15 protein-coding genes and 1 pseudogene are annotated in these 23,500 nt (G+C 65.4%); 13 read left to right on the top strand and 3 right to left on the bottom strand.

Annotation, left to right across the window (positions count from 1 at the left end; genetic code table 11):
* The first annotated feature begins 10 nt into the window (after positions 1-10).
* The 13 genes and pseudogenes from DDT93_RS06815 to DDT93_RS06760 all read left to right on the top strand — a co-directional run bounded on the left by DDT93_RS06815 (position 11) and on the right by DDT93_RS06760 (position 19,758).
* Positions 11-1,204, top strand: a complete 1,194-nt coding sequence (locus DDT93_RS06815) for an ATP-binding protein (protein WP_109465064.1) — start codon at positions 11-13, stop codon at positions 1,202-1,204.
* A 134-nt stretch (positions 1,205-1,338) separates the two neighbouring features.
* Positions 1,339-2,190, top strand: a complete 852-nt coding sequence (locus DDT93_RS06810; RefSeq protein ID WP_109465063.1) for an ion transporter — start codon at positions 1,339-1,341, stop codon at positions 2,188-2,190.
* Positions 2,180-2,665: pseudogene (gene tssB / locus DDT93_RS26895) on the top strand (type VI secretion system contractile sheath small subunit); the annotation flags it as partial. The gene DDT93_RS06810 and the pseudogene tssB, both read left to right, overlap by 11 nt.
* 1,398 nt (positions 2,666-4,063) lie before the next feature.
* On the top strand, positions 4,064-7,318 hold the full coding sequence (locus DDT93_RS27100; protein ID WP_332872696.1) for a type VI secretion system contractile sheath domain-containing protein: 3,255 nt from the start codon (positions 4,064-4,066) through the stop codon (positions 7,316-7,318).
* Positions 7,319-7,381: 63 nt separating this feature from the next.
* Positions 7,382-9,547, top strand: a complete 2,166-nt coding sequence (locus DDT93_RS06800) for a type VI secretion system Vgr family protein (protein ID WP_109465061.1) — start codon at positions 7,382-7,384, stop codon at positions 9,545-9,547.
* 16 nt (positions 9,548-9,563) lie between these two features.
* Positions 9,564-10,172 (top strand): DUF6931 family protein, encoded by a 609-nt coding sequence (locus DDT93_RS06795; protein WP_109465060.1) that lies wholly within the window; start codon positions 9,564-9,566, stop codon positions 10,170-10,172.
* On the top strand, positions 10,172-10,483 hold the full coding sequence (locus DDT93_RS06790; protein ID WP_109465059.1) for a PAAR domain-containing protein: 312 nt from the start codon (positions 10,172-10,174) through the stop codon (positions 10,481-10,483). Before DDT93_RS06795 ends, DDT93_RS06790 begins: the two co-directional genes overlap by 1 nt.
* 10 nt (positions 10,484-10,493) lie before the next feature.
* Positions 10,494-11,990 (top strand): type VI secretion system-associated FHA domain protein TagH, encoded by a 1,497-nt coding sequence (gene tagH / locus DDT93_RS06785; RefSeq protein WP_109465058.1) that lies wholly within the window; start codon positions 10,494-10,496, stop codon positions 11,988-11,990.
* Between the two features lie 22 nt (positions 11,991-12,012).
* Positions 12,013-13,353 (top strand): type VI secretion system baseplate subunit TssK, encoded by a 1,341-nt coding sequence (gene tssK, locus DDT93_RS06780; RefSeq protein WP_109465057.1) that lies wholly within the window; start codon positions 12,013-12,015, stop codon positions 13,351-13,353.
* A 15-nt stretch (positions 13,354-13,368) separates the two neighbouring features.
* Positions 13,369-14,796: a type IVB secretion system protein IcmH/DotU gene (icmH, locus tag DDT93_RS06775; protein ID WP_109465056.1), complete on the top strand. Its 1,428-nt coding sequence runs from the start codon at positions 13,369-13,371 to the stop codon at positions 14,794-14,796.
* Positions 14,793-18,359: a type VI secretion system membrane subunit TssM gene (gene tssM, locus DDT93_RS06770; RefSeq protein WP_109465055.1), complete on the top strand. Its 3,567-nt coding sequence runs from the start codon at positions 14,793-14,795 to the stop codon at positions 18,357-18,359. The genes icmH and tssM overlap by 4 nt, the downstream gene beginning before the upstream one ends.
* Positions 18,359-19,039 (top strand): type VI secretion system-associated protein TagF, encoded by a 681-nt coding sequence (gene tagF / locus DDT93_RS06765; RefSeq protein ID WP_109465054.1) that lies wholly within the window; start codon positions 18,359-18,361, stop codon positions 19,037-19,039. The genes tssM and tagF overlap by 1 nt, the downstream gene beginning before the upstream one ends.
* The gene (locus tag DDT93_RS06760) at positions 19,036-19,758 is read left to right on the top strand and encodes a PP2C family protein-serine/threonine phosphatase (RefSeq protein ID WP_109465053.1); all 723 of its coding nucleotides are present in this window, start codon (positions 19,036-19,038) and stop codon (positions 19,756-19,758) included. The genes tagF and DDT93_RS06760 overlap by 4 nt, the downstream gene beginning before the upstream one ends.
* Here DDT93_RS06760 and DDT93_RS06755 read toward each other — a convergent pair.
* From DDT93_RS06755 to DDT93_RS06745, 3 genes are read right to left on the bottom strand one after another with little or no spacing between them, the layout of a single operon-like run.
* Positions 19,755-20,555 carry a pyrroline-5-carboxylate reductase family protein gene (locus tag DDT93_RS06755; RefSeq protein WP_109465052.1) on the bottom strand — a complete coding sequence of 267 codons (801 nt, stop codon included), beginning with the start codon at positions 20,553-20,555 and terminating at the stop codon, positions 19,755-19,757. The two genes, DDT93_RS06760 and DDT93_RS06755, sit on opposite strands and share 4 nt — an antisense overlap.
* Positions 20,556-20,589: 34 nt before the next feature.
* On the bottom strand, positions 20,590-22,785 hold the full coding sequence (locus DDT93_RS06750; protein WP_109465051.1) for a serine/threonine protein kinase: 2,196 nt from the start codon (positions 22,783-22,785) through the stop codon (positions 20,590-20,592).
* 43 nt (positions 22,786-22,828) lie between these two features.
* A complete protein-coding gene (locus tag DDT93_RS06745; protein ID WP_109465050.1) occupies positions 22,829-23,407 on the bottom strand; it encodes an OmpA family protein in 579 nt (192 codons plus the stop codon).
* Between the last annotated feature and the right edge of the window lie 93 nt (positions 23,408-23,500).

The following is a 23,500-nucleotide window of genomic DNA, read 5'->3' as shown; positions in this document are numbered from 1 at the left end:
GGACGAACAGATGAAGACCATTCCCCTCTTGAACAACGATCTGGCCTCCGCGATCCGCGGCACGGCAAAACTGCAGATCGTGCTGCCGCCGAAAGACATGAAGTTCGACGTCGCCCTTCAGGTCGACGATGCGCTCTACGAGAAGATCAAGAACGACAGCTATATCGCCGACAAGATCTTCGCCGACGTCAGCAAGCTCTACAAGATTGCCGTGTCCCACCTCGCCAAAGAGGCGGAGCGGATCGAGAGGGATTTCTTCAAGAAGGGCATGAGCAAGGCCTGGGTCGCGCAGGAATGGCAGAAGAGCGCGCCGGAAATCCTCGACAAGTTCGAGCCTATTCTTCAGGCCAAGGCGCAGGCCCACCTGAAGCAGTGGCAGAAGGTTCAGGGCGACGCCAACAAGTACGTCATCAAATGCGTGTTCAAGGTCACCGTTGGGTCACTGGGCGTGGCGACGGCAACGCTCGGGACGGTCGTGGCCTTCGGTGCGGGCGGCGGGGCCGGTGGGATCGCGGCGATCTACGGCCTCTACAAGGCGGTCCTCTCGCTCGGCAAGGAGATCAACCGGCTGCGCAAGGACATCGACCAGGCCGAAGCGGACCTCAAGGGCTACATCGACTCGCTGCTCAAGACCTACAAGACCAAGGGCAAGGCCAAGACCGTGGGCCGGGAGTTCGTGGTCGAGTTCCTGAACCAGCTCTCGCCCAAGGAGGTGAAGTCGATCAACGGGATGAACACCGCCTTTGACAGTTTCAAGGGCAAGCTCGACCGGATCGAGAAGAAGCTGAGCGAGATGGCGACCAAGCTGAACGATCTGATCGACGCGCAGGAAGTGCTGCAGAGGGACATCGACCGGAAGGTCAAGAAGGAGCTGGATAACCGGGATTACACCTCCAAGCGCCTGCCCACGCTCAACACCAAGATCGCCAAGATGCACACCGCGACGGCCAAGAAGGTCGCCGAGGTCAGCGAGGCCATCGGCAAGGTCGCCGACGCCCGCAAGCGCGAAACCGATTACAAGAAGAGCATCGCGGCGCTGAACGGGAAGAAGCCGGACTGGGCCAGCAAGCTTGAAAAGCTGATCACCCTCGGGGATCTGGCGCTGGGCGCCGGCTTCACGGATTTCAGCAAGCTGGACCAGATCCTGGTGCTGATCGACAGCGTCGGAGTCGAGATCGACAACGTGCTGGCGGAAGAAGTTTGACAACAGACGGGCGCGCGGTGAGATGCCGCACGCCCATGCCGCCGGTACGGGCGGATTGAAACATGAACTGATGATCGGATGCTGCTGCCGGGGATGGCAGGGCATTCTCAGGCAAAAAGGTCGGTAGGGCGGAAATGGCTGAGTTGGCAATTAGCGGTAGCCGGGAGGCGGTGCGTGAGCTTGTCGAAAAGGACAAGTTCAAGAACGCGATCATGACGGTGATCATCCTGAACGCCGTCACGCTCGGGATGTCGACCTCGCACTCCATCATGTCGATGATCGGGCCGGTGCTGAACGTGATCGACCGCATCGCGCTGACGATCTTCGTGATCGAGCTCCTGCTCAAGTTCTACGCCTACCGCCTGAAGTTCTTCAACAACGCGTGGAACATCTTCGATCTCTGCGTCGTGACAATCGGCCTGATGCCGTCCGGCGGCGGGCTCTCCGCGCTGCGGGGGCTGCGCGTCATCCGGACGCTGCGGCTGCTCTCGGTGGTGCCGCAGATGCGGGCGGTGGTGCAGGCCCTTCTGGACGCGCTGCCCGGCATGGGCGCGGTGATCATCATGCTCTCGATCGTCTATTACGTCTTCGCCGTCATGGCGACGCTGATGTACGGCGATGCCTTCGAGCAATGGTTCGGCACCCTCGGGCGCTCGCTCTACTCGCTGTTCCAGATCATGACGCTGGAAAGCTGGTCGATGGGCATCGTGCGGCCGGTGATGCAGGAGTTCCCGACCGCCTGGGTGTTCTTCGTGCCCTTCATCGTGATCACCTCCTTCTCGGTCCTCAACCTGTTCATCGGTCTGCTGGTCAACACCATGCAGTCCGCCGTGGAAGAGGACACCGAGGCCGAGTTCGAGCAGCTGCGCGACCTCGTGCGCAGCGAGACGGACCTCGTCGGCGATCAGGTCAAGGCGCTGCACGAGGAGATCAAGGCGCTGCGGGCGGAACTGGCGGCAGAGCGGGGCGCACGCGATGGCAGATAGCTCGCAGAAGTTCATCGCGCGCAACCGCGCCCCGAGGGTTCAGATCGAGTACGATGTCGAAGTCTACGGGGCCGAGAAGAAGGTGCAGCTGCCCTTCGTGATGGGCGTGATGAGCGATCTCGCTGGCAAATCCAAAGTGCCGCAACCGGCCGTGGCGGACCGCAAGTTCCTGGAGATCGACGTCGACAACTTCGACGACCGGATGCGGGCGATGGCGCCCCGCGCCGCCTTCTCGGTGCCCAACACGCTGACTGGCGAGGGCAATCTCTCGGTCGATCTGACCTTCGAGAAGATGTCCGACTTCGAACCGGGCGCGATCGCGGCCAAGATCGAACCCCTGCGCGCGCTGCTCGAGGCGCGGACGCAGCTGTCGAACCTGATGGCCTACATGGACGGCAAGTCCGGCGCCGAGGCGCTGATCGAGCGCATCCTGAACGATTCCGCGCTGCTCTCTGCCGTCTCCACGCTCCCGCAGGGGGCCGCCTCCGAACAGGACGCCGCGCTCGATGCGCTGCGGGCCGTGGCGCCGGAGGACGTGGTAGAGGTTGATACGACCGGGGAGGTGCTGGCGGCGCTGAGCGCAGCTGCGCCAGATGAGGTCGAGGCGGACGATGGGTCTGCGGCGCTGGATGCTCTGCGGGCATCGGCCCCCGAGGAGGTGGCCGAGGTTGATACGACCGGGGATGTGCTGGCCGGTCTGAGTGCGGCTGCGCCAAAAGAGGTCGAGGAGGACGATGGGTCTGCGGCGCTCGAGGCACTGCGGGCTTCGGCACCCGAGGATGTGGCCGAGGTTGATACGACCGGGGATGTGTTGGCCGGTTTGAGTGCGTCGGCTCCGGAAGAGGTTGAAGTGGACGATGGGTCGGCTGCGCTCAATGCGCTGCGGGCATCGGCTCCCAAGGACGTGGCTGAGGTTGATACGACTGGCGATGTGCTGGCTGGTCTGAGTGCCGCGGCGCCGGAAGAGGTCGAGGCGGACGATGGGTCGGCTGCGCTCGATGCGCTGCGGGCTTCGGCGCCTGAGGAGGTCGCTGAGGTTGATACGACTGGCGACGTTCTGGCCGGACTGAGCGCGGCTGCGCCGGAAGAGGTTGAGGCGGATGATGGGTCTGCCGCATTGGATGCGCTACGGGCTTCGGCGCCTGAAGAGGTGTCTGAGGTTGATACGACCGGCGATGTGCTGGCCGGTCTGAGTGCCGCTGCGCCGGATGAGGTCCAAGAGGACGATGGGTCTGCGGCGCTGGACGCGCTGCGGGCATCGGCGCCTGAGGATGTGGTCGAGGCTGATACGACTGGCGACGTGCTTGCCGGTTTGAGTGCGGCTGCGCCAGAAGAGGTTGAGGCAGACGACGGGTCCGCTGCGCTGGACGCGCTACGGGCTTCGGTGCCTGAGGATGTGGTCGAGGTCGATACGACCGGGGATGTGTTGGCCGGTTTGAGTGCGTCGGCTCCGGAAGAGGTTGAAGTGGACGATGGGTCGGCTGCGCTCAATGCGCTGCGGGCATCGGCGCCTGGGGACGTGGCCGAGGTCGATACGACTGGCGATGTGTTGGCTGGTTTGAGCGCCGCTGCGCCGGAGGAAGTCGAGGCGGATGATGGGTCCGCTGCGCTGGATGCGCTGCGGGCATCGGCGCCTGAGGACGTGGTCGAGGTTGATACGACCGGCGATGTGTTGGCCGGTCTGAGTGCTGCTGCGCCGGAGGAGGTCGAGGCGGAGGATGGGTCTGCGGCGCTGGATGCGCTGCGGGCGACGACATCAGAAGACTTGTCGGAGACCGATACGACTGGCGATATCCTCGCCGGGTTGAGTGCTGTCGAGCCCGAGCCTGCTGCGGAAGACACATCGGACGACGTCCTTGCGACGCTCGGGGAGATGGTGGCCGTAGAGCCTGAGGCGGACCCGGTGGAGGACGTTCTCGCCGGCCTGTCCGGGGTCGAACCTGAGCCTGAGCCGGACAGTGGCGCGGATGCGATCCTCGCGGAGCTGACTGAGGACGCCGATCCACTCGCCGATCTGCTGGGCGATGACGCGGAACCTGACGCGGCTCCGCTCGCGGATCTCATGGGACAGGGCGCCGAAGCCGAGCCTGAGACTGACGCGGCCGACCTCGCCGGGTTGGATGACCTCTTCGCTGATCTGCCGGGTGATGCGCCAGAGGCAACGGGCGCTGGTGACGACGATGCGCTGGCCGATCTGATGGGTGAAAACGCAGAGTCCGAGGCCGACCCACCTGCGGCATTGTTGGCGGATGATGCTGAGGTCGCGGCGGATGCGGTAGAGGACGACTTCGCTGGACTCGATGACCTGCTCGGCGGGCCGCCTGACGACGTGCCGGAGATCTTGGCGGGGGCCGAGGACCCCTTGGCCGATCTGCTGGGCGATGACGCCGAGCTTGAAGCGGATCCGCTCGCCGATCTCATGGTCGACGAACTCGAAGCAGAGCCAGAGACCGGCGCGACCGATCTCGATGGTTTGGATGACCTCTTCGCTGATCTGCCGGGTGATGCGCCAGAGGCAACGGGCGCTGGTGACGACGATGCGCTGGCCGATCTGCTGGGACATGACTCTGAGCCTGAGGCCGACCCGCTTGCGGACCTTTTGGGAGAGGAATCCGAGGTCGCGGCGGACTCGGCGGGGGCCGAGGACCCTCTGGCCGATCTGCTAGGCGATGACGCCGAGCCGGACCCGGATCTGCTCTCGGACCTGATGGGCGAGGAGCTCGAAGCCGATCCGGAGGCCGGCGCGACCGATCTCGATGGCCTGGATGACCTCTTCGCCGATCTTCCGGGTGATGCGCCGGAGGCAACGGTCGCTGATGACGACGATGCGCTGGCGGGCCTGCTGGGCAGTGATGCAGAGTCCGAGGCCGACCCGCTTGCGGAGTTGTTGGCCGATGATGCTGAGGCGGGGGATGCGGTAGAGGACGATTTTGCGGGGCTCGACGACCCGCTCTCGGACCTTCTGGCCGATGATGCTGAGGCGGCGGCCGACGCGCTGGAGGACGACTTCGCAGGGCTCGATGACATTCTCGCCGGCTCCTCTGACGACGAGCCCGAAGCCCCGGCGGGTGAAGAGGACCCCTTGGCCGACCTGCTGGGCGATCTGACCAGTGATGCGGCGGACGCGGACGATGTGCTCGGCGACCTGCTGGGAGACACGGCGGAGCCCGAGGCCTCGGCGGGCGAAGACGACCCGTTGGCAGATCTGCTGGGCGACCTGACCAGTGACACGCCGGATGCGGACGATGGGCTCGATGACTTGTTGGGGGACACGGCGGACACGGCCGAGGACGATCCGCTTGCGGATCTGCTGGGGGATTTGACGAGCGACGCGCCGGAGGCCGGGGACGGTCTTGACGACCTGCTGGGCGATCTGGCGGGCGATGAGACGGCGACAGCCCCGGGGGAGGCCGGGGAAGGGGAGGCGACTATGACGAGGGACGCGGAGTTCGCCTTCGGGCTGATGACATCTGAACGGCCCGATGCCGCGCGGCTGCGGCGCAAGCGGTTCCGGATCGCCATCTTCGGCGATTTCTCGGGGCGTGCGGCGCGCGGGCTGGTGGAAACCGGGGAGGCGCTGGCGGCGCGCAAGGCCATCCTGCTGGACCCGGACACCGCCGAAGAGGTGATCGAGAGCTTCGCGACCACTCTGGTCCTGCCCATCGGGAAGGACGGCGCCGGGGTCGAGGTCAAGCTCAAGGGGTTGGACGATCTGCATCCCGACGAGCTTTACGAAAACGTCGAACTTTTCTCGGAGCTGGTGGGGCTGCGCGGTCAGCTCGGCATGGGCTCGACCGCCGAGAACGCGATGAAGCGGCTCAGGGAGTGGAGCGAGAAGCACGGGACCTACGCGGCCCCGGCCAAGCTGCGCTCGGGCGGGAACGCGGTGCCTGCGGACCGGCGGCTGAGTGATTTCCAGAAGCTGATCGGCGATACCGGCGGCGCGCTGACGCAGGTCTCGCCGGTCGAGGACCTGCTGGCGCGCGTGGTCGGCCCGCATATCCGCGCGGTGCCCGGTGCCGATGCCAAGGCGATGCAGACGGCGGTGGACGAGTCGCTCTCGGCGGCGATGCGGCTGGTGCTGCATCACCCCGAGTTCCAGTCGCTCGAGGCGCAGTGGCGGTCGATCGACCTGATCGCGCGCAGCATCGAGACCGACGATACGCTCGACGTCATGCTTTACGATGTCTCCGCCGAGGAGATCGCGGCGGATCTCGCCTCGGCGGACGACCTGTCGCAATCGGGGCTGGTGCGCCTGCTGACCGAAGCGCCGCTGGACGAGGAGAACGGGCGCGGTGGTTACTCCGCGCTGCTGGGGCTCTACAGCTTCGAGGAGACACCGCCCCACGCCGAACTTCTGGGCCGGATCGCACGGGTGGCCGCGCATGTGGACGCGCCCTTCTTTGCCGCCATGACGCCCGGCTTCATGGAAGTCGAGAAGGGGGACCGTCACCCGCTGGTGGCGAACGCGTGGGATACGCTCAGGGGCATGTCAGAGGCGCGGCATCTTGGACTGGTTACGCCGCGCTTCATGCTGCGGCGGCCCTACGGCGCCAAGACAGAACCGATCTACGAGTTCGAGTTCGAGGAGTTCACGATGAAGTCGGGCCTCGCGGGCCTGCTCTGGGCGAATCCCGTGGTTCTGGTGGCGATCCTGCTGGCCAAGTCGTTCAAGAAGAACGGCGCGCATATGAACCTCGGCTCGGTGATGAGCCTTGGCGAGGTGCCCTACCACTTTGTCGATGACCGTTATGGCGATCAGGTCCAGCTGCCCTGTACCGAGCGCAACCTGACCCAGTCGAAGGTCGAGAAGGTGATGGCGCGGGGCTTCATGCCGGTGGTCTCGGTAAAGGGCCGCGACGAGATCCGGCTGGCCTCGTTCCAGTCGGTCGGAGGGGGAGAGATCCTCGGCCCGTGGACCGGGGAAACGCCGCCGCCGCCCTCGCCACCGAAACCGGCCCCGGTGGCCCGACCAGCCGAAACCGCCGCACCTGAAACGGCGGAGGACGACACTGACCTCGAGGACGATCTCGACGCCCTGCTTGCCGGGTTTGACGACAGCGCCGAGCCCGCAGGGGACGATGGCGATATTGATGCCGAACTGGCGGCCCTTCTGGAGGATCTGTGAAGCAGTTCATTGAAGTGATTGCCCCGCAGGTGTCTCCTGAGCCCGTATTTGAAAGGACAGCCCATGGCCAATGTGCAGATTGAGTTGAAAGGCAAGATTGAAGCGCTGAAGGGCGATGAAGAACGCTGGCTGATCGGTGCCACCATCCGGGAACATTTCAGCCGGTTGACCGATATGACCGTCGAGTTCGTTACCAAGGGCCCGATCAAGCTGAAGGACCTGGTCGGGCAGGAGATGTCGGTCAAGCTGATCACCAAGGAAGCGGGCGACCGGTATTTCAACGGTATCTGCATCTCGGTGGAATGCATCGGCCAGAAGAAGACCGAGACCGGCGTTCATTTCCATTACGTCGCCAAGGTCCGCCACTGGCTCTGGATGCTGACCCGAACCTCGGACAACCGGATTTTCCAGGAAATGACGGCGGTACAGATCATCGAGCAGATCTTCGCGGATCACGGCTTTGTCGATTACACCAAGAAACTCAGCGCGTCCTACGAGACCCGGGTTTACTGCGTTCAGTACCGCGAGACGGACTTCGATTTCATCAGCCGCCTGATGGAAGAGGAGGGGATCTACTATTACTTCGACAATTCCGCGAACTCCGGCACCAAGAACAAGATGATCCTCGCCGACGATGCCAGCGGATCGCACAGCGACATTCCGGGGCTTGCCAATCTGAAGTACACCGGCACCGGTGGCCGATCGTTCCAGGTCGAGAACACGCTGACCGACTGGGCCAGCGCCGAGGCGGTGATCTCGGGGAAGGTCACGCTCAACGATTTCGACATGCTGACGCCCAAGGCCGATCTCAAGGTGGTCAAGCAGACCGGGACCAGCAGCTCGCACTCCCACAAGAGCTACGAGCTCTATCACTACCCCGGTCACTACCGGAAGGACACCGGACGCGGGCAGCGTCTGTCGAAGGTCCGGATGGAGGCCGAGGAGATCGCGTTTCAGGTCAAGCGCGGGGTGACCACCGCCCGCGAGGTGGCGAACGGGTTCAAGTTCACTCTGGCGGAAGCCCCCGAGGGCGACAACGGCAAGTACCTGATCACCGAGGCGGTGCACTATTTCCGCCCGTCGTCGTCCCAGCGGATCGACCCCGGTCGGCAGGACCGTGACCGCGAAGACCTGACTTATCCCGAAGAAATGGATAAGATGGACTACTGCTGTTACTTCGGATGCATTCCCGAGGCGATCCAGTACCGCGCCCCTCTCGAGACGACTTGGCCCGAAATCGCGGGTCTGCACACGGCCATCGTGGTCGGCCCGTCGGGCGAGGAGATCTACACGGACGAACACGGTCGCATCAAGGTCCAGTTCCATTGGGACAGGGAAGGCAGCAACGACGAAAACTCCTCCTGCTGGGTCCGTGTGGCGACGCCGTGGTCCGGCAAGGGCTGGGGCATGGTCGCGATCCCGCGGATCGGGCAGGAGGTCGTGATCCAGTTCGAGGAAGGCAATCCGGACCGGCCGATCTGTACCGGGATGCTGTGGAACGAAGACACCAAGCCGGCCTTCAAGTATCCCGACAACGCCACCGAACTCGGGATCCGGACCAATTCGTCCAAGGGCGGCAACGCCGACCAGGAATACAACGAACTGATGTTCGATGATAAGATGGGCGAGGAGAAGATGCGCGTTCAGGCGCAGAAGGACCATCAGTTCCTGATCAAGAACAAGTCGGTGCTGACCATCGGGCTGGACGAGGTGGATGCCGGAGCTCATGACGAGGACGGAAGCCTGAGCGAGGTGATCCGCAACCACGTGACCCGCACGATCCAGGAAGGCAGCCACTACCTGACGATCCAGCAGGGCGACGAGGAATTCAAGATCGAGACCGGCAGCCAGACCATCGAGATTGAGACCGACAAGACCCAGACGATCCAGCAGAACTACTCGACCACGATTGCCCAGGGCGACCATACGACCGAGGTGAGCATGGGCAATTTCACCAACGAGGTGAGCCAGGGCAACCACGAGACCACGGTGTCGATGGGCAACCTGACGGTCGATGTCTCGATGGGCAAGATCACGATGGAGGCCATGCAGTCGATCGAGCTGAAGGTCGGGGCGAACTCGATCAAGATCGACCAGACCGGCGTGACCGTCAAAGGAACGATGATCAAGGTTCAGGGCACGGCCATGGCAGAAGTGAAATCGCCCATGACCACGGTCAAGGGCGACGGGATGCTGACCCTGAAGGGCGGCATCACCATGATTAACTAGAAGGGGGGAAGGGACGATGAGCGAACGTTTCAAAGGTCTTGTCAAGCTGCCCAAGGAGCCGGCAGCCAAGCTGCTGTCGCAGGCGAACATCCTGATCAAGACCCCGTTGCTGGCCCCCGCCAGCGCGGCGCCCGAACAGGTGCTGACCGAACTGGAGTCCAAGAAGGCCTGGTTCGACCTGCTGCTGGTGATGGCCGTGCTGCTACCCCCGCGCGAGCGGGTGTGGTGGGCCTGCCTTGCCGCGCGCGATTACATCGGTCCCAAGTCGCCCGCAGACCCCCAGCCGCTGACCGCGTCCGAGGCCTGGGTGTTCAAGCCGACCGACGAGAACCGCGACGTGGCGCGGCACAGCCTCGACAACGCCTATGTCGATGATGATACGACCAATTGTGCGAATGCGGTGGTCTATTCCGATGGCACATTGGGGCCCGGTGACCTGGCCCAGTATCCGGCTCCGGCCGGGGCCGCGGAACTCCATGCCTACGCTATGAATATGGTGGCGCTCAACATGCTCTCTGATAAGTTTGATGCGCAGATACAACTTATGATCGACCGGGCGGTGGATATCGCCCGGGGCGGCAATGGCCATGTGAAGCCCGCCAAAGAGCTCGAGGGAGAAGTCTGATGGGAATGCCGCAAGCACGCTTGGGCGACATGTGCGGCTGCTGTGTGCCAGCACCGCCGCCGGCCCCGCCGGTGCCGCCTCCGGGCGCGCCGCTGCCGATTGCCATGGTGGGGGCGCCAACCGTTCTCGTGGGCAAGAAGCCCGCGGCCCGGGTGACCGACCAGCACGTCAGCGGCACCGGTCCGCACCCCATCGTCAAGGGCTCCATGACCGTCATGATCTCGTCCTTGCCAGCGGCGCGGATCATGGACAACGCGGCCTGTGGGGGCATGGTCGTACTGGGTGAATTCACCGTGCTGACGGGAGGATGACGCGCACGCAATGCCCGTAACTTTGAAGTTTCAGTCGTCCGGGACCGTTCCCGGAAATGGCCGCCCCGTAAGCATGCAGGGCGGCAGCCTGACCGTAGGACGCGGTCCGGCGAATGACCTCGTGCTGCCCGACCCCGACCGCCTGCTGAGCAAGAACCACTTCGTCATCGAGGATCACAACGGCAACGTGGTGATCGTCGACCTGTCGACCAACGGCACCTTCCTGAACTATTCCAAGATCCCGCTGGGCAAGACGCCGACGCCGCTGAACAACGGCGACGTTCTGGCGCTGGGCTCTTACGAGCTGGTGGTCGAGATCAGCAACACCGTGCCCGACATGGACGACCTGCTGGCCCCCGCGCCGATGGGCTCCGCCTCGCACGGGGACGCGAGCCGCGCGCCCGATCCGCTGGCCCTGCTGGACGATGCCGGGCCCGAGGGCGATTTCCTCGACAACCTGCTGGGCCCCGAGAAGCCGGTCGGCCCCTCGCAGTTCAAGGCAAGCGACCCGATCGACGACCTGCTGCCACCGCTGGGCGAGGACGAGGACCCGTTCTTCCAGAAGCCGAGTGACGGGCGCGAGGGTGAGGGCGCCAGCCTGCCGTCGCACAACCCCTCGGCGCATGACGCATTCCGCCCGCAAAGCTCGGGCGGCGGTCAGAACCTGATCCCGGACGACTGGGACGACCTGCTGGACGGGATCGGCGAGACGCAGCAGCCGCCCAAGGCTGCCCCGCCGCCGCCCGCGGCCGAGCCGGTGCGCCGTGAACCGCCGTCGATCCCGCCGGAAGACGATTTCCTTGCCGCTCCGGCCGAGGAGCCCGCCCCGCAACCGGCGCCCGAGACCCCACCGCCTGCTGCCGCGAGCACGCCCCCGGCGAGCCAGCCTGCGCCGGCCGTGCCCCAGACGGTGTCGCCGGCACAGGCCGACCTCGCCCGCGCCTTCCTCGATGGTGCCGGTGCGGAGGACCTGAAATTCGACGATGCCGAGCTGACCAACACCATGGCGCGCATGGGCCGGGTGATGAAGACGCTGGTCACCGGCCTGCGCGAGATCCTGATGACGCGCACCTCGATCAAGAGCGAGTTCCGCATCGAGCAGACGATGATCAGCGCGGGCGGGAACAACCCGCTCAAGTTCTCGATCAGCCCGGAACAGGCGGTCGAGGCGATGATCAAGCCTGCCACCAAGGGTTACCTCAGCCCCGAAACCGCCGCCGAACAGGCGTTGCAGGACATCAAGGCGCACGAGATCGCCATGGTGACGGGAATGGAGGCGGCCCTGAAGGGGGTGTTGCGAAAACTCGACCCCAAGGAACTTGAAGGCAAGATTGAGGTCAGCGGGGCGTTCGGCAGCCTTCTTAAGGGCAAAAAGGCCCGCTATTGGGAAGTCTACGAGAAGATTTATGCGGAAATTTCCGACCAGGCCGAGAACGATTTTCAGGACCTGTTCAGCCGCGAATTTGCGAGGGCCTACAAGGAGCAGCTCGACAAGCTGAAACGCTAGGCCCCATTGGAAGGAGAACTACGTGTCCTGGGACAGCAAGGTGCTTTGGACCGAGGGGTTGTTTCTGCAGCCCCACCATTTCCAGCAGGCGGATCGGTACACCGAGGCGCTGGTGGCCGGGCTTGCCCGCCGCATCCGGCCCTATGGCTGGGGTGTCACCGCCATGGAGATCGACGACGAGGTCCTCAAGGTGGGCCAGTTCGCACTCAAATCCGTCTCGGGCCTGACCCATGACGGCACGGTCTTCCGCGTGCCGATGACGGATGATCACCCGCCCGCGCTGGAGGTGCCGACGACGATCAAGGACTGCATCGTCTACCTGACCGTGCCTCAGCGGCGGCAGGGTGCGACCGAGGTCGACATGTCAGGCGCCGAGATGTCGGCAAGCCGCCTGCGTCCGACCGAGATCGAAGTGACCGACACCATGGGCCAGCAGAAAAAGCCCGTGGTGCTGGGCGTCGGCAAGATGCGCCTGCAGTTCGCGCTTGAGGTCGATGACCTTGCCGACAAGCTGGCGATCCCGGTGGCCCGGATCATCGAGGTGCGCTCGGACAAGGAGATCATCCTCGACAGCTCCTTTGTGCCCTCGTGCCTCGACGTCCGCGCTGCGCGCCCGCTGGAAGGGTTCCTGCGCGAACTCGAAGGGCTGCTCCAGCACCGCATGACCGCGCTGTCTGGCCGTCTGGCCGAGAGCGGCAGTGCCCGCGGCGCCGCCGAGGTGCAGGATTTCATGCTGCTGGCCGTGGTCAACCGGATGCTGCCGGTGGTGCGGCACCTGACCCAGATCGAGAACCTGCACCCCGAGGAATTCTTCCGCACCTGCGTCGGGCTGGCGGGCGAGCTTTCGGTGTTCATGTCGCAGGACAAGGAGGCGCCGGTCTTTCCGCCCTACGAGCATGACAACCTCAGCATCTGCTTTGCCCCGGTGATCCGGGTGCTGCGCCAGTACCTCAGCTCGGTGCTGGAACAGACCGCGATCCCGATCAAGCTGGAAGAGCGCAAGTACGGCATCAGCGTCGGCATCATCGCCGACCGCAAGCTGCTGGGCAACGCGGGCTTTGTGCTGGCGGTGAACGCCGATATCCCGAGCGAGGACGTCCGCCGCCACTTTTCCGGCCAGTGCAAGATCGGGCCGGTCGAGGAGATCCGCCAGCTGGTCAACTCGGCCCTCCCTGGGATCACGCTGCGCCCGCTGCCGGTGGCGCCGCGGCAGATCCCCTATCATTCGGGTGTGGTCTATTTCGAACTCGACGCGGCCAGCCCCTACTGGAGCAAGATGACCACCTCGGGCGGGATCGCCGTGCACGTCTCGGGTCAGTACCCGGGGCTCAAGATGGAGCTGTGGGCGATCCGCAACAGCTAAGGATGGGAAGAAGCCATGTCTGACAACGACCCGTTCGCGGAACCAGATGACACCGACAAGACGGTGATCCGGCCCAATCCCGGCGGACGCCGCGGGGGCGGCGGCGCCATGTCCGCGCCGAGCCAGGCCGTGGCACAGGCCCCTGCCGATCCGCTTGATCCGCCCGAGCCATCGGTCTCGGCCTATGGCGTCCCGCAATCGAACGCACCGCGCCCGGCCGCGTCGCGCGGTGCGCCGCAGGCCCAGATGGCGATGACCGGGATGAACCAGCTGACCGCCTGCGCGGCGCCGCTGTTCTCGCTGATTTCGCGCATCCGCAACCGGGCCCAGCACATGGACCCCGACAAGCTGCGCCAGTCGGTGGTGAGCGAGGTGCGCGAGTTCGAGAACCGCGCGCTGCAGGCCGGGATTCCGGCGCAGACCGTCAAGGTCGCGCGCTACGCGCTCTGCGCCACGCTGGACGATGTCGTGCTGAACACGCCGTGGGGCGGGCAATCGTCCTGGGGCCTGCAATCCATGGTCGGCACCTTCCACCGCGAGACGGTGGGCGGCGACCGCTTCTACGACCTGCTGGCACGGCTCGAGAAGGAGCCGGGCAACAACATCGACATGCTTGAATTCCTCTATATGTGCATGTCGCTGGGGTTCGAGGGCCGTCTGCGCGTCGAACAGGGCGGACCGGAAAAGCACCTGCAGATCCGCGGCGCGCTGGCCCGGATCATCCGCAACCAGCGCGGCCCGCTGGAACACGATCTCTCGCCCAACTGGGAAGGCCTCAAGAAACCGTTCAAGGCGCTTTCGGCCTGGCGGCTCGTCTGGATCGCGCTCGGCGTGACGGCGACGCTGCTCACGCTCGAATTCCTCGGGCTGTCCTATGCGCTCTCCAAGCAGACCGAGCGCCTTGTGGGGCAGCTCTCGGTCATCGACACCGGCCCGGTGGCGCAACTGCTGCGCCGGGCTCCGCCGCCGCCACCGCCGCCGCCCGCGCCCACGGCGCAGGATCAGCTGAGAAAGGTCGAGGGGTTCCTTCAGCCCGAGATCGACGACGGCATCGTCGAGGTCTTTGGCAAGGGGAACACGCTGATCATCCGGCTGACCGGCTCCAACATGTTCGGGTCGGGTTCGGATGACCTGCAGGCCGCATTCGAGAACCCGGTGCGCCGGGTCGCCGAGGCGCTGAACGACGAACCGGGACCGGTGATCATCGTCGGGCATTCCGACAACGTGCCGATCCGCTCGGCGCGGTTCCCGTCGAACATGGCCCTGTCGCTGGCCCGCGCCAAGTCGGTGATGGCGGGCATCGCCAAGGCCTTTGACGATCCGTCGCGCCTCTCGGCCGAGGGACGGGCCGACAAGGAACCCATCGCGGACAACGCGACAAAGGAAGGCCGGGCCAAGAACCGGCGGATCGAGGTAGTGCTGGTGCGGGAGAGTGATCAATGATCCGGATGGTTCTTCGTTGGTTCCGGTCGATCTATTTCGCCCTGTTCTTCGTCGGGGCGGTGCTCTGCGTCGCGACCTGGTTCTTTGCGCCGTTCATCGGCAGCGACGAATGGCGCCCCTTTGGCAGCATCACCTCGCGCATCGTGACGATGGCGATCATCGCGGTGCTGTTCCTGTTCATCATGGGGCTGATCTTCTTCCTGCGCCGCCGCAAGGCCAAGAAGATGACCGAAGAGATCGCCGAGGCGACCGAGACCGTCGAGGACGACATGGTCTCGGAGGAAATCGGCGAGCTGCGCGGCAAGTTCAAGACGGCCATTGCCGAGCTGCGCAAGTCGAAGAACGGCAAGAAGAGCCTGAACGAACTACCGTGGTACGTGATGATCGGGCCGCCGGGTGCGGGCAAGACCACGGCCATCGTGAACTCGGGCCTCCAGTTCCCGCTGGCCGACAAGCTCGGCAAGGCCGCGATCGGCGGCGTGGGCGGGACACGCAACTGCGACTGGTGGTTCACCAACGAGGCGGTCCTGATCGACACCGCCGGGCGCTATACCACGCAGGAAAGCGACGCCGAGGCGGACAATGCGGCGTGGATCGGCTTTCTCGGGCTGCTGAAGAAGTACCGCAAGCGCCAGCCGATCAACGGCGCCATGATCGCCATCTCTCTCTCGGACCTGTCCCTGCAGGACGAGATGACGCAGAAGGCCCATGCCCAGGCCGTGCGCCGCCGCCTGAACGAGCTGCGCGAGAAGCTGGGCGTCCGTTTTCCGGTCTACGTGCTGTTCACCAAGGCCGACCTGATCGCAGGCTTTACCGAGTTCTTCGACGATCTCGGCAAGGAAGACCGTGAACAGGTCTGGGGCTTTACCCTGCCGCTGGAAAAGGCCAAGTCCGAACAGCCGCCGGTTTCGGCCTTTGACGAGGAATTCGCCAAGCTGCTGGGGCAGCTCAACGCGCAGTCGCTGGAAAAGCTCCAGCGCGAGACCGACCAGCAGCGCCGGGCGCTGGTGGCGGGTTTCCCATCGCAGGTGGCCTCGGTGCGCGGCGTGGCGCGGGATTTCCTGAACGAGGTGTTCCAGGACAACCGGTATGAAAGCCGCCACATGCTGCGCGGCGTCTACTTCACCTCCGGGACGCAGGAAGGCACGCCGATCGACCGCCTGATGCTGAACATGGCGCAGACCTTCGGCATCGGCCGTCAGGCCATCGGGTCGGGCCACGGCAGCGGGCGCTCGTACTTCCTGACCCGCCTGTTCGAAACCGTGATCTTCAACGAGGCGGGGCTGGTCTCGGCCGACGACAAGGTCGAACGCCGGTATCGCTGGACCCAGCGGGTCGCCGTTGCGGCGACCGTGCTGATCGCCGTGGCGATGGGCGCGCTCTGGGTGCGCAGCTACCTTGGCAACTCCGACCTGATCAGCGAGGCCGAACAGCGCGTGGGCGCCTACCAGCAGGCGGCGACGACCCTGCCGCCCAGCCCGGTCGGCGATACCGATCTGCCGCCCGTGGTCGCCGCGCTGAACGAGTTGCGCGACATGCCGACCAACCCGGTGCTGAACGATCCGGACCCGGAACTGCGGGTGCGCTATGGTCTCTACCAGGGCGAGGTCATCGGCACGCAGGCGGCGCAGACCTACCGCGCGGCGCTGAACCAGCGGTTCCTGCCCCGGCTGCTCTTGCGGCTGGAAGAGCAGATGACCGCCAACATGCAGAACCCTGAGCTGCTGTACGAAGCGCTCAAGATCTACCTGATGCTGGGTCTGCAGGGGCCGATGAACCCCGACCTCGTCAAGGAATGGATGCAGATCGACTGGGAAATCTCCTATCCCGGCGTGGTCCGGCAGGAACTGCGCGACGACCTCGCCGACCATCTCGACGCGCTGCTGGCCCAGCCGATGGAGGAGGTCGCGCTCAACGGTCCGCTGGTCGAGCGGGTGCAGGGCATCCTGACGGAACTGCCGCTGGCCCAGCGGGTCTACAACGGCATCATCAATTCCAGTGCAGCCACGGCCCTGCCGAAATGGCGGATCACCGAAAAGGGCGGCCCTGCTGTCACCCGGGTGCTGGTCCGCAACTCCGGCAAGCAGCTGAACGACGGGATCGAGGGCATCTACACCTACGATGGCTTCAACGACGTGTTCCTGCCCGAGGCACTGGGTGTCGCCGAGCGGGTCCGCAGCGAGGCATGGGTGCTGGGCGAACGCGGTGAGGACATCCAGACCGAGGGCGCGCTGCTGGCGTTGAGCCGCGACGTGCTGGACCTCTACTACAACGATTTCATCGGGCGCTATGACGGCCTGCTGGCCGATATCGACATCATCCCGATGGAGAGCCTCAGCCACGCGGTTGAGGTGACCAACGTGCTGTCCGGTCCGACCTCGCCCATCGTCAACCTGCTGACCGAGATCGAGAAGGAAACGCGGCTGACCGAGGAACGCGGGCTGGTCAACACCGGCGAGCTGGGCAAGGCGGGGCAGGCGATCGCGGGCATCGAGTCGCGCTCTAACCTGTCGATCCAGGGCCAGATCCTGCTGGAGGCGCTCACCAGCACCGTCACCTCGTCGAGCGGCGAGCAACCGAAGCCGCCGGGGGCCTACGTCGAAGACCGTTTCGACTGGCTGCACCAGCTGGTCCTGCGGCCCGAGGGGCAGCCCTCGCAGCTTGACGGGCTGATGGGCCTGCTGACCGAGGTCTATCAGGAGCTCAACAAGATGAGCTTCAGCGGCGTGTCCTCGGGAGGTGAGAGCGGCCAGGCGCTGTTGCAGTTCCAGCAGGCCGCCGCGCGTGTCGACGGGCCGCTGGAACGCTGGGCCAAGCAGATCACCACGGGCTCGTCCGGGATCACCTCGGACAGCACCCGCGCCTCGATCAACGCCCGCTGGCAGGCCAACGTCCTGCCCTTCTGCGAGCAGGCGCTGGAGAACCGCTATCCGTTCAACAAGCGGGCCGGGGCTGACGTGGCGATGGCCGACTTTGCCAAGCTCTTCGGTCCGGCCGGGCTGATCGACAACTTTTTCAACGAGAGCCTGTTGAAGCATGTCGATACGCGGACCCGCCCGTGGACGTGGAAGACGGTGAACAACGTCGACCTAGGCATCAGCCAGCAGGTGCTGGAGCAGATGCAGAACGCGGCCGAGATCCGGGATGCCTTCTTTGGCGGCAACCCGACGCCGCTGGTCCAGTTCCAGATGACCCCAGAGGCGCTGGATCCCAAGGCCAAGTCGGTCTCGCTCCAGATCGACGGCCAGTCGGTGGACTTTGCCCATCGCGGCGGCCAGCCGGTGCCGGTCGCGGTCAACTGGCCGGGCGGCGTGGGCTTTGCCCAGATCCAGTTCGAGCCGGACAAGAAGAACACCGAAAGCACGCTGCGGCGCGACGGGCCCTGGGCCTGGTTCCGCCTGCTGGACGCAGCCGAGGTGCGCCGCACCAACGTCTCCGACCGCAAGCGGGTGATCTTCAACGTGGGCGGGCGCATCGCGATCTTCCAGATGCAGTCGGGATCGGTCCTGAACCCCTTCGCGCTGCCCGCGCTTGCCAACTTCGCCTGTCCGAAGTCGATGTGATGACAGGCGGGTTCGGCGCATTCGGCAAGATGCCGTCGGTGGGAGACTTCTTCCGGATCAACCTTCCGGCGGCCTTCGTCACCGCGTGGGACACGTGGATCCAGGGCGCGATGCTGCAGGTGCAGGGCGTGCTTGGCCCCGATTGGGACCAGCACTACATGACCGCGCCAATCTGGCGGTTCAGCCTCGCGGCCGGGCTCTGCGGACAGCAGAAGATGCTGGGCGTTCTCATGCCCTCGGTCGATCGCGTCGGGCGCCGGTTCCCGCTGACACTCGCTACCGCGGTCACCACTCCGGGGCCCGCGCAGCTTGACCACTTCAACGAGGCGGAGCTGTTTCACCGCCTCGAAGACCTCGCGCTTGACGCTCTCGAAGACGGCATGACCCGTGACGCGATCGAGGAACGTCTTGCCGGTATTCCATCCCCCGAATTCCGCGCAGCGGCGCCCGTGCGCCGGGCGGGGAATACGCTGGTTCTGACGCAGGCCGCCCCGGGCGGGTTCCTGCCTGAGCTGGCGTCAGGCCTGCTTGCAGGCACGCAGTCCGCGCCTAGTATCTGGAGCGCGGTAGTTAACGATGTACCGAGGTTGATGATTTGCGATGGCTTACCCGAGGGACCGGAGGCGCAAGGCCTCTTTCAGCTCAATGCCCCGATCTGGAGCGAGGCACGTCCGGTATGAATGAGCTCAACTCCTACCGCTACAACGCGAAGACCCACGTGGGTCTCAAGCGCAAGGTCAACGAGGACTCGATCCTCGCCCTGCCGCAGCACGATATCTGGATGGTCTCGGACGGGATGGGAGGGCACGCCGCGGGCGATTATGCCAGCCGCCTCGTCGCGGACTCGGTGGCGATGATCCCGGCGGATCTGGGTCCGACCGACCGGATGCACGCCCTGCGGCAGGCAATCCAGCAGGCGCACCGCATTATCCTTCAGGAATCCGAGGATCGCGGGCGCGGCGTCATCGGCGCGACGGTGGCCGCCCTGATGATAGCGAACGGTCACTTCGTGGCGCTCTGGGCCGGTGACAGCCGCATCTATCGGCTGCGCGACGGCGAGATCGAGATGCTGACGACCGACCATTCGGCGGTCGCGGCGCTGGTGATGGCGGGCCAGATGTCCTGGGACGAGGCCGAACAGCACCCGCAGTCGAACGCGATCACCCGCGCGGTCGGCGTCGGGGACGAGCTGGAACTCGACAAGGTGCGGGGCGAGACGCGCTCGGGCGATCGCTACCTGATCTGCTCGGACGGCCTGACCAAATACGCGACGTTCAACATCCTCAAGTCCGCGCTGTTGAAGTTCCCGATCGAGACCGTGTCGGACGAGTTGATCCATATCGCCCTGACCGGGGGCGGGGGCGACAACATCTCGGTGATCGTGGTCGACGTGCTCTAGCCGCCGGTCATGCGGCGGGTCTTCTCGACCGCTGCCTCAAGTCCCCGGGCAATGTTGTCCGACAGGGGCGAATCCTCCATCGCCAGCAGACCCGCTGCGGTGGTGCCGGCATAGTCGATCATCGCCGTGACCTGCTCTGCCGGTGTCTCGGCCTCGTCTGCAAGCATGACGCCCCCCGACAGAAACAGCTGCCGCACCGCGCGGTCGGCGATGGTGGGTTCGATCCCGCTGGCGACGGCATAGTCGGTGACGCAACGGGCAAAGTAGGCGACGAAGCCCGGAACCGGCCCGGTGATCGCCGTGAAGTGGGCGATGTGGTCCTCGTTCCCGATCTCGTCCTCCAGCCCGATGGCGCCGAGGACGGCGGACACCCTCTCGCGGTCTGCCGCCGTGACCGCGTCGGCGGCGATCCACGGCGAATAGGCAAGGCGCCGGGCCGCAGCCGGGCTGCTCATCGCACGGACGACGCGGGGCGAGCCGGTGATGTCATGCAGGGTCGCCAACGGAACGCCGGCCATCACGGAGACGAAGAGCTTGTCCGAGCGGGCAATGCCCAGCGATGGAACCTGGGCTGGCGGTACACTGAGGAGGATGGTGTCGCAGGCCTCGACCAGCGTGTCGTTGTAGCGGGTCACGGTGAACCCCGCGTGGTTCCCGATCTCGGGGGCCTGACCGCTTCGGTTGGAAATCCAGAGATCGCTGGCAACAAGGGCGCCGGAGTCGAGCAAGCCCTGTGCGATGGCGCGGCCGAGCATTCCCGAGCCGCCGATCAGACCAACCGTGCCGATATCTGTCATGTCACCCCTTCCGGTCGCGGATCACCGCGCCGGATCAGGGTTTCGCGGTGACCAGTATCTTGCTGTCCAGCGACAGGATACTCGCATCGTTGCTCTGGGCAAACTTCTGCAGCGCCTCGGCGTAGCCCGAGGCGGACTCCGACGTCGGGCGCATCCCGTCGAACAGCGGCTTTGACGAGTGCAGCACGATCACCTTGCTCTTGCCCAGCGTGGAGTCGTCCACGCGGAAGGCCAGACCGCCGTTCTGTGCGGATTCCTTCAGGTCAAAGGCGACGCGGACCTTTACCGGCCCTGTGCGGCCATCGCGCAGGTCGGCCACCGCGTTGTCCTGCCGGTTCAGGTTGGGCAGCAGGTGAAAGACGTTGCCCGACACGTCGAGGATCGAGACCGAGAGGAACCCGTCGGTGACATCCGCGGGCAGGTCCACGTCGATCACCGGGTTCTCACCCACGAAGAAGCGACCCGAGGGGTTCGCTTCGTTGCGGTCGCCCACGATGAAGGAAATGTCGATATCGCTCGCCGGGGCGTTGGGCAGGTGGCTCTCGATCAGGCAGAGCGTGGGGTTCAGGACGTCGACGTCGATCACCACGTCGCGGTCCCCGGCCTGGGCGCGCAGGGCATCGAACAGGCGCACGCGGGTTGCGGTCTCGGCGACCTTGCCGGTGATGGTCACCGGGACGCCGGGGCCGTAACCGGTGGCCGGGGCCTTGGGCTGGGCCAGCGGGCCGCAGTCGGCGAATTCGCTCAGCGTCCGGTCCACCTGCGCGGCGGCAAGGAACACCGGGACAAAGTCGATCTTGGCGCCGCCTTCCAGCGCGCCGGGCAGGTCGGACCCGATGGCGGCCATGATCCGCTTCTGCTGGTCCTCATCCGGGGTCGAGCCGGTGACCTGCGCGCGGTTGCCCCGGATCGAGAGGCGCCATTCCGGCAGTTCGTCGATCTGGTCCACCGTCTGCATGACGTCATCGGCCCAGCTGTCGGCGATCTCGCCCGAGGCGAGCGTCAGGTCGGCCTCGCCGGACTGGCCAGTGATCAGGTCGCCCAACTGCTTCTGCATCGCTTCGCTCGGCACGTTGCCGAGCGCGCTCGGCGCGCCGCCCTCGGGCTTGGCGATCAGCAGGGTATAGGGCTCGGCGACCGGCAGGGCCGGACCCAGCACCGTGTCGAATGCGCCGGAGAAGTAGCCGCCGGCACCGGCTGCCGCCAGCAGCACCACCGCGACCCCGGCAAGCAGCGGCGTCCGCGACTTGCGCTGGGGCTCCTGCGCCACCGGCGCCGCCGCAGGCTGCGGTTGGGGCTTGGGCGGTACCGAGGACTGGGGTGCAGGCACCTCGGTCTCGGGTTTGCGCGGGGCCAGCGAGATGACGGTACGGTCATCGTCGAAGTCGTCGTCCGCCCCGGCGGCCCGGGGATTGTCGAGAAAGGCCAGAACATCGGCCGCGCTGGCCAGCCGGTTGTCCGGGTTCGGCTCGGTCATGCGGTCGATCAGCGTCTTCAGCGGCTCCGGCACGCCCTCGGTGTCCAACGGCAGGCTCTTGCGCTGGACCACTTCCATCGGGTTCTTGCCGATGTTGGGCGGCGCGCCCCGGAAGTTGGCCAGCAGCAGCGCCCCCAGCGCGTAGATGTCCGAGCGCGCGTCGGTCTGGCCGTTCAGCTGCTCGGGCGCGGCATAGGCGTATTTGCCCGCGAACTCGTTGCCGACGATCGTCTCGGCCCCGGGGTTGGTATCCTTGGCGATGCCGAAGTCGATGATCACCGCCTGCGCCGGGTCGCCATTGCGCAGGATGATGTTGTCGGGAGAGAGGTCGCGGTGGACGATGTTGCGCTTGTGCGCCGCCTGCAACCCGCCCGCCACGCGACGGCAGACGGTCATCAGGTCATCGGCCGACATCGGCCCTTCCTTCAGCCGCTGGTCCAGCCCCGGACCCTCGACATAGTCCATCATCAAATAGACCTGCCCGGTGGGCGTGCGGCTGCACTCGGAATAGCGCACCACCGCCTCGTGGCGGATGTCGCGGATTTCCTCTTCGCGGGTCAGGAGGACAAGGTAGTCGTCGTTGCCGGTGAACTCGGACTTCAGCACCTTCAGAGCCATCAGGCGCCCGGAGATCTCGCTCCGGGCCTTGTAGACGTCCGAGGTGCCGCCGCGGCCCAGCAAGGCCTCGATCCGGTAAGTATTGTTCAACAGCTCACCGGGCTGAAAGGCGTCGCCGGGGCGCGATTCAATCATGCGGATGCTCCAGCGGTCGTTTCATCCCGGGCAGGCCCGGAGCTTAGCCCAGGGCCTGGAATTCGACGCGGCGGTTCACATCTGCCCGCGGGTCGGTTGCGTCGAAGGGCGCGGATTCACCAAGGCCGACGGCTTCCAGCCGGTTGGCATCGATGCCGCAGTCGCTGACCATGTGACGCTTGACCTCTTCGGCGCGCAGCAGCGACAGGCGCTGGTTGTACTCGGCGCTGCCCGAGCTGTCGGTGTGGCCGATGATCTGGAACACCGAGACGTCGACGTCCTGCATCACCTGGCAGAGCGTCGCCAGCTTTTCCTTCTGGTCGTCGCGCAGCGTGGCGCTGTCGAAATCGAATTTGATCTGCACGTTGACTTGGTCGGCCTGGTCGACGGCGTTGTAAGCGGCCGGGGTGGTCGGTGCCACGGTGGTCGCGGCGGCTGTGTCGGAACTGGCCTGCTGCGACGACGGAACGATGACCAGCCCGCGGGTCTTCTGCTTCTTGAACGCCTCGGTAATCTGTTCGGCGGTCATCTGATCGGCAGTCTGGGACATTGCACCGGCGGGCAGGGCAACCACAAGAGCGACGGTCAGAGAATTGGCGATGAGCCTGGTAAAACGGACCATGGTTCGCTTTCCCCTTTTATCCATTTGGGTTACGTATCAAGTCTATACCCTCAGTGTATACGTCACAACGGAATTTGATTCAGTGAACTGCGT

This window comes from Albibacillus kandeliae (genome assembly GCF_003116585.1).
Taxonomy (GTDB): domain Bacteria; phylum Pseudomonadota; class Alphaproteobacteria; order Rhodobacterales; family Rhodobacteraceae; genus Albibacillus; species Albibacillus kandeliae.
The sequence above is the reverse complement of the archived record's forward strand: the minus strand, read 5'-3'. Positions and strand labels throughout refer to the sequence as shown.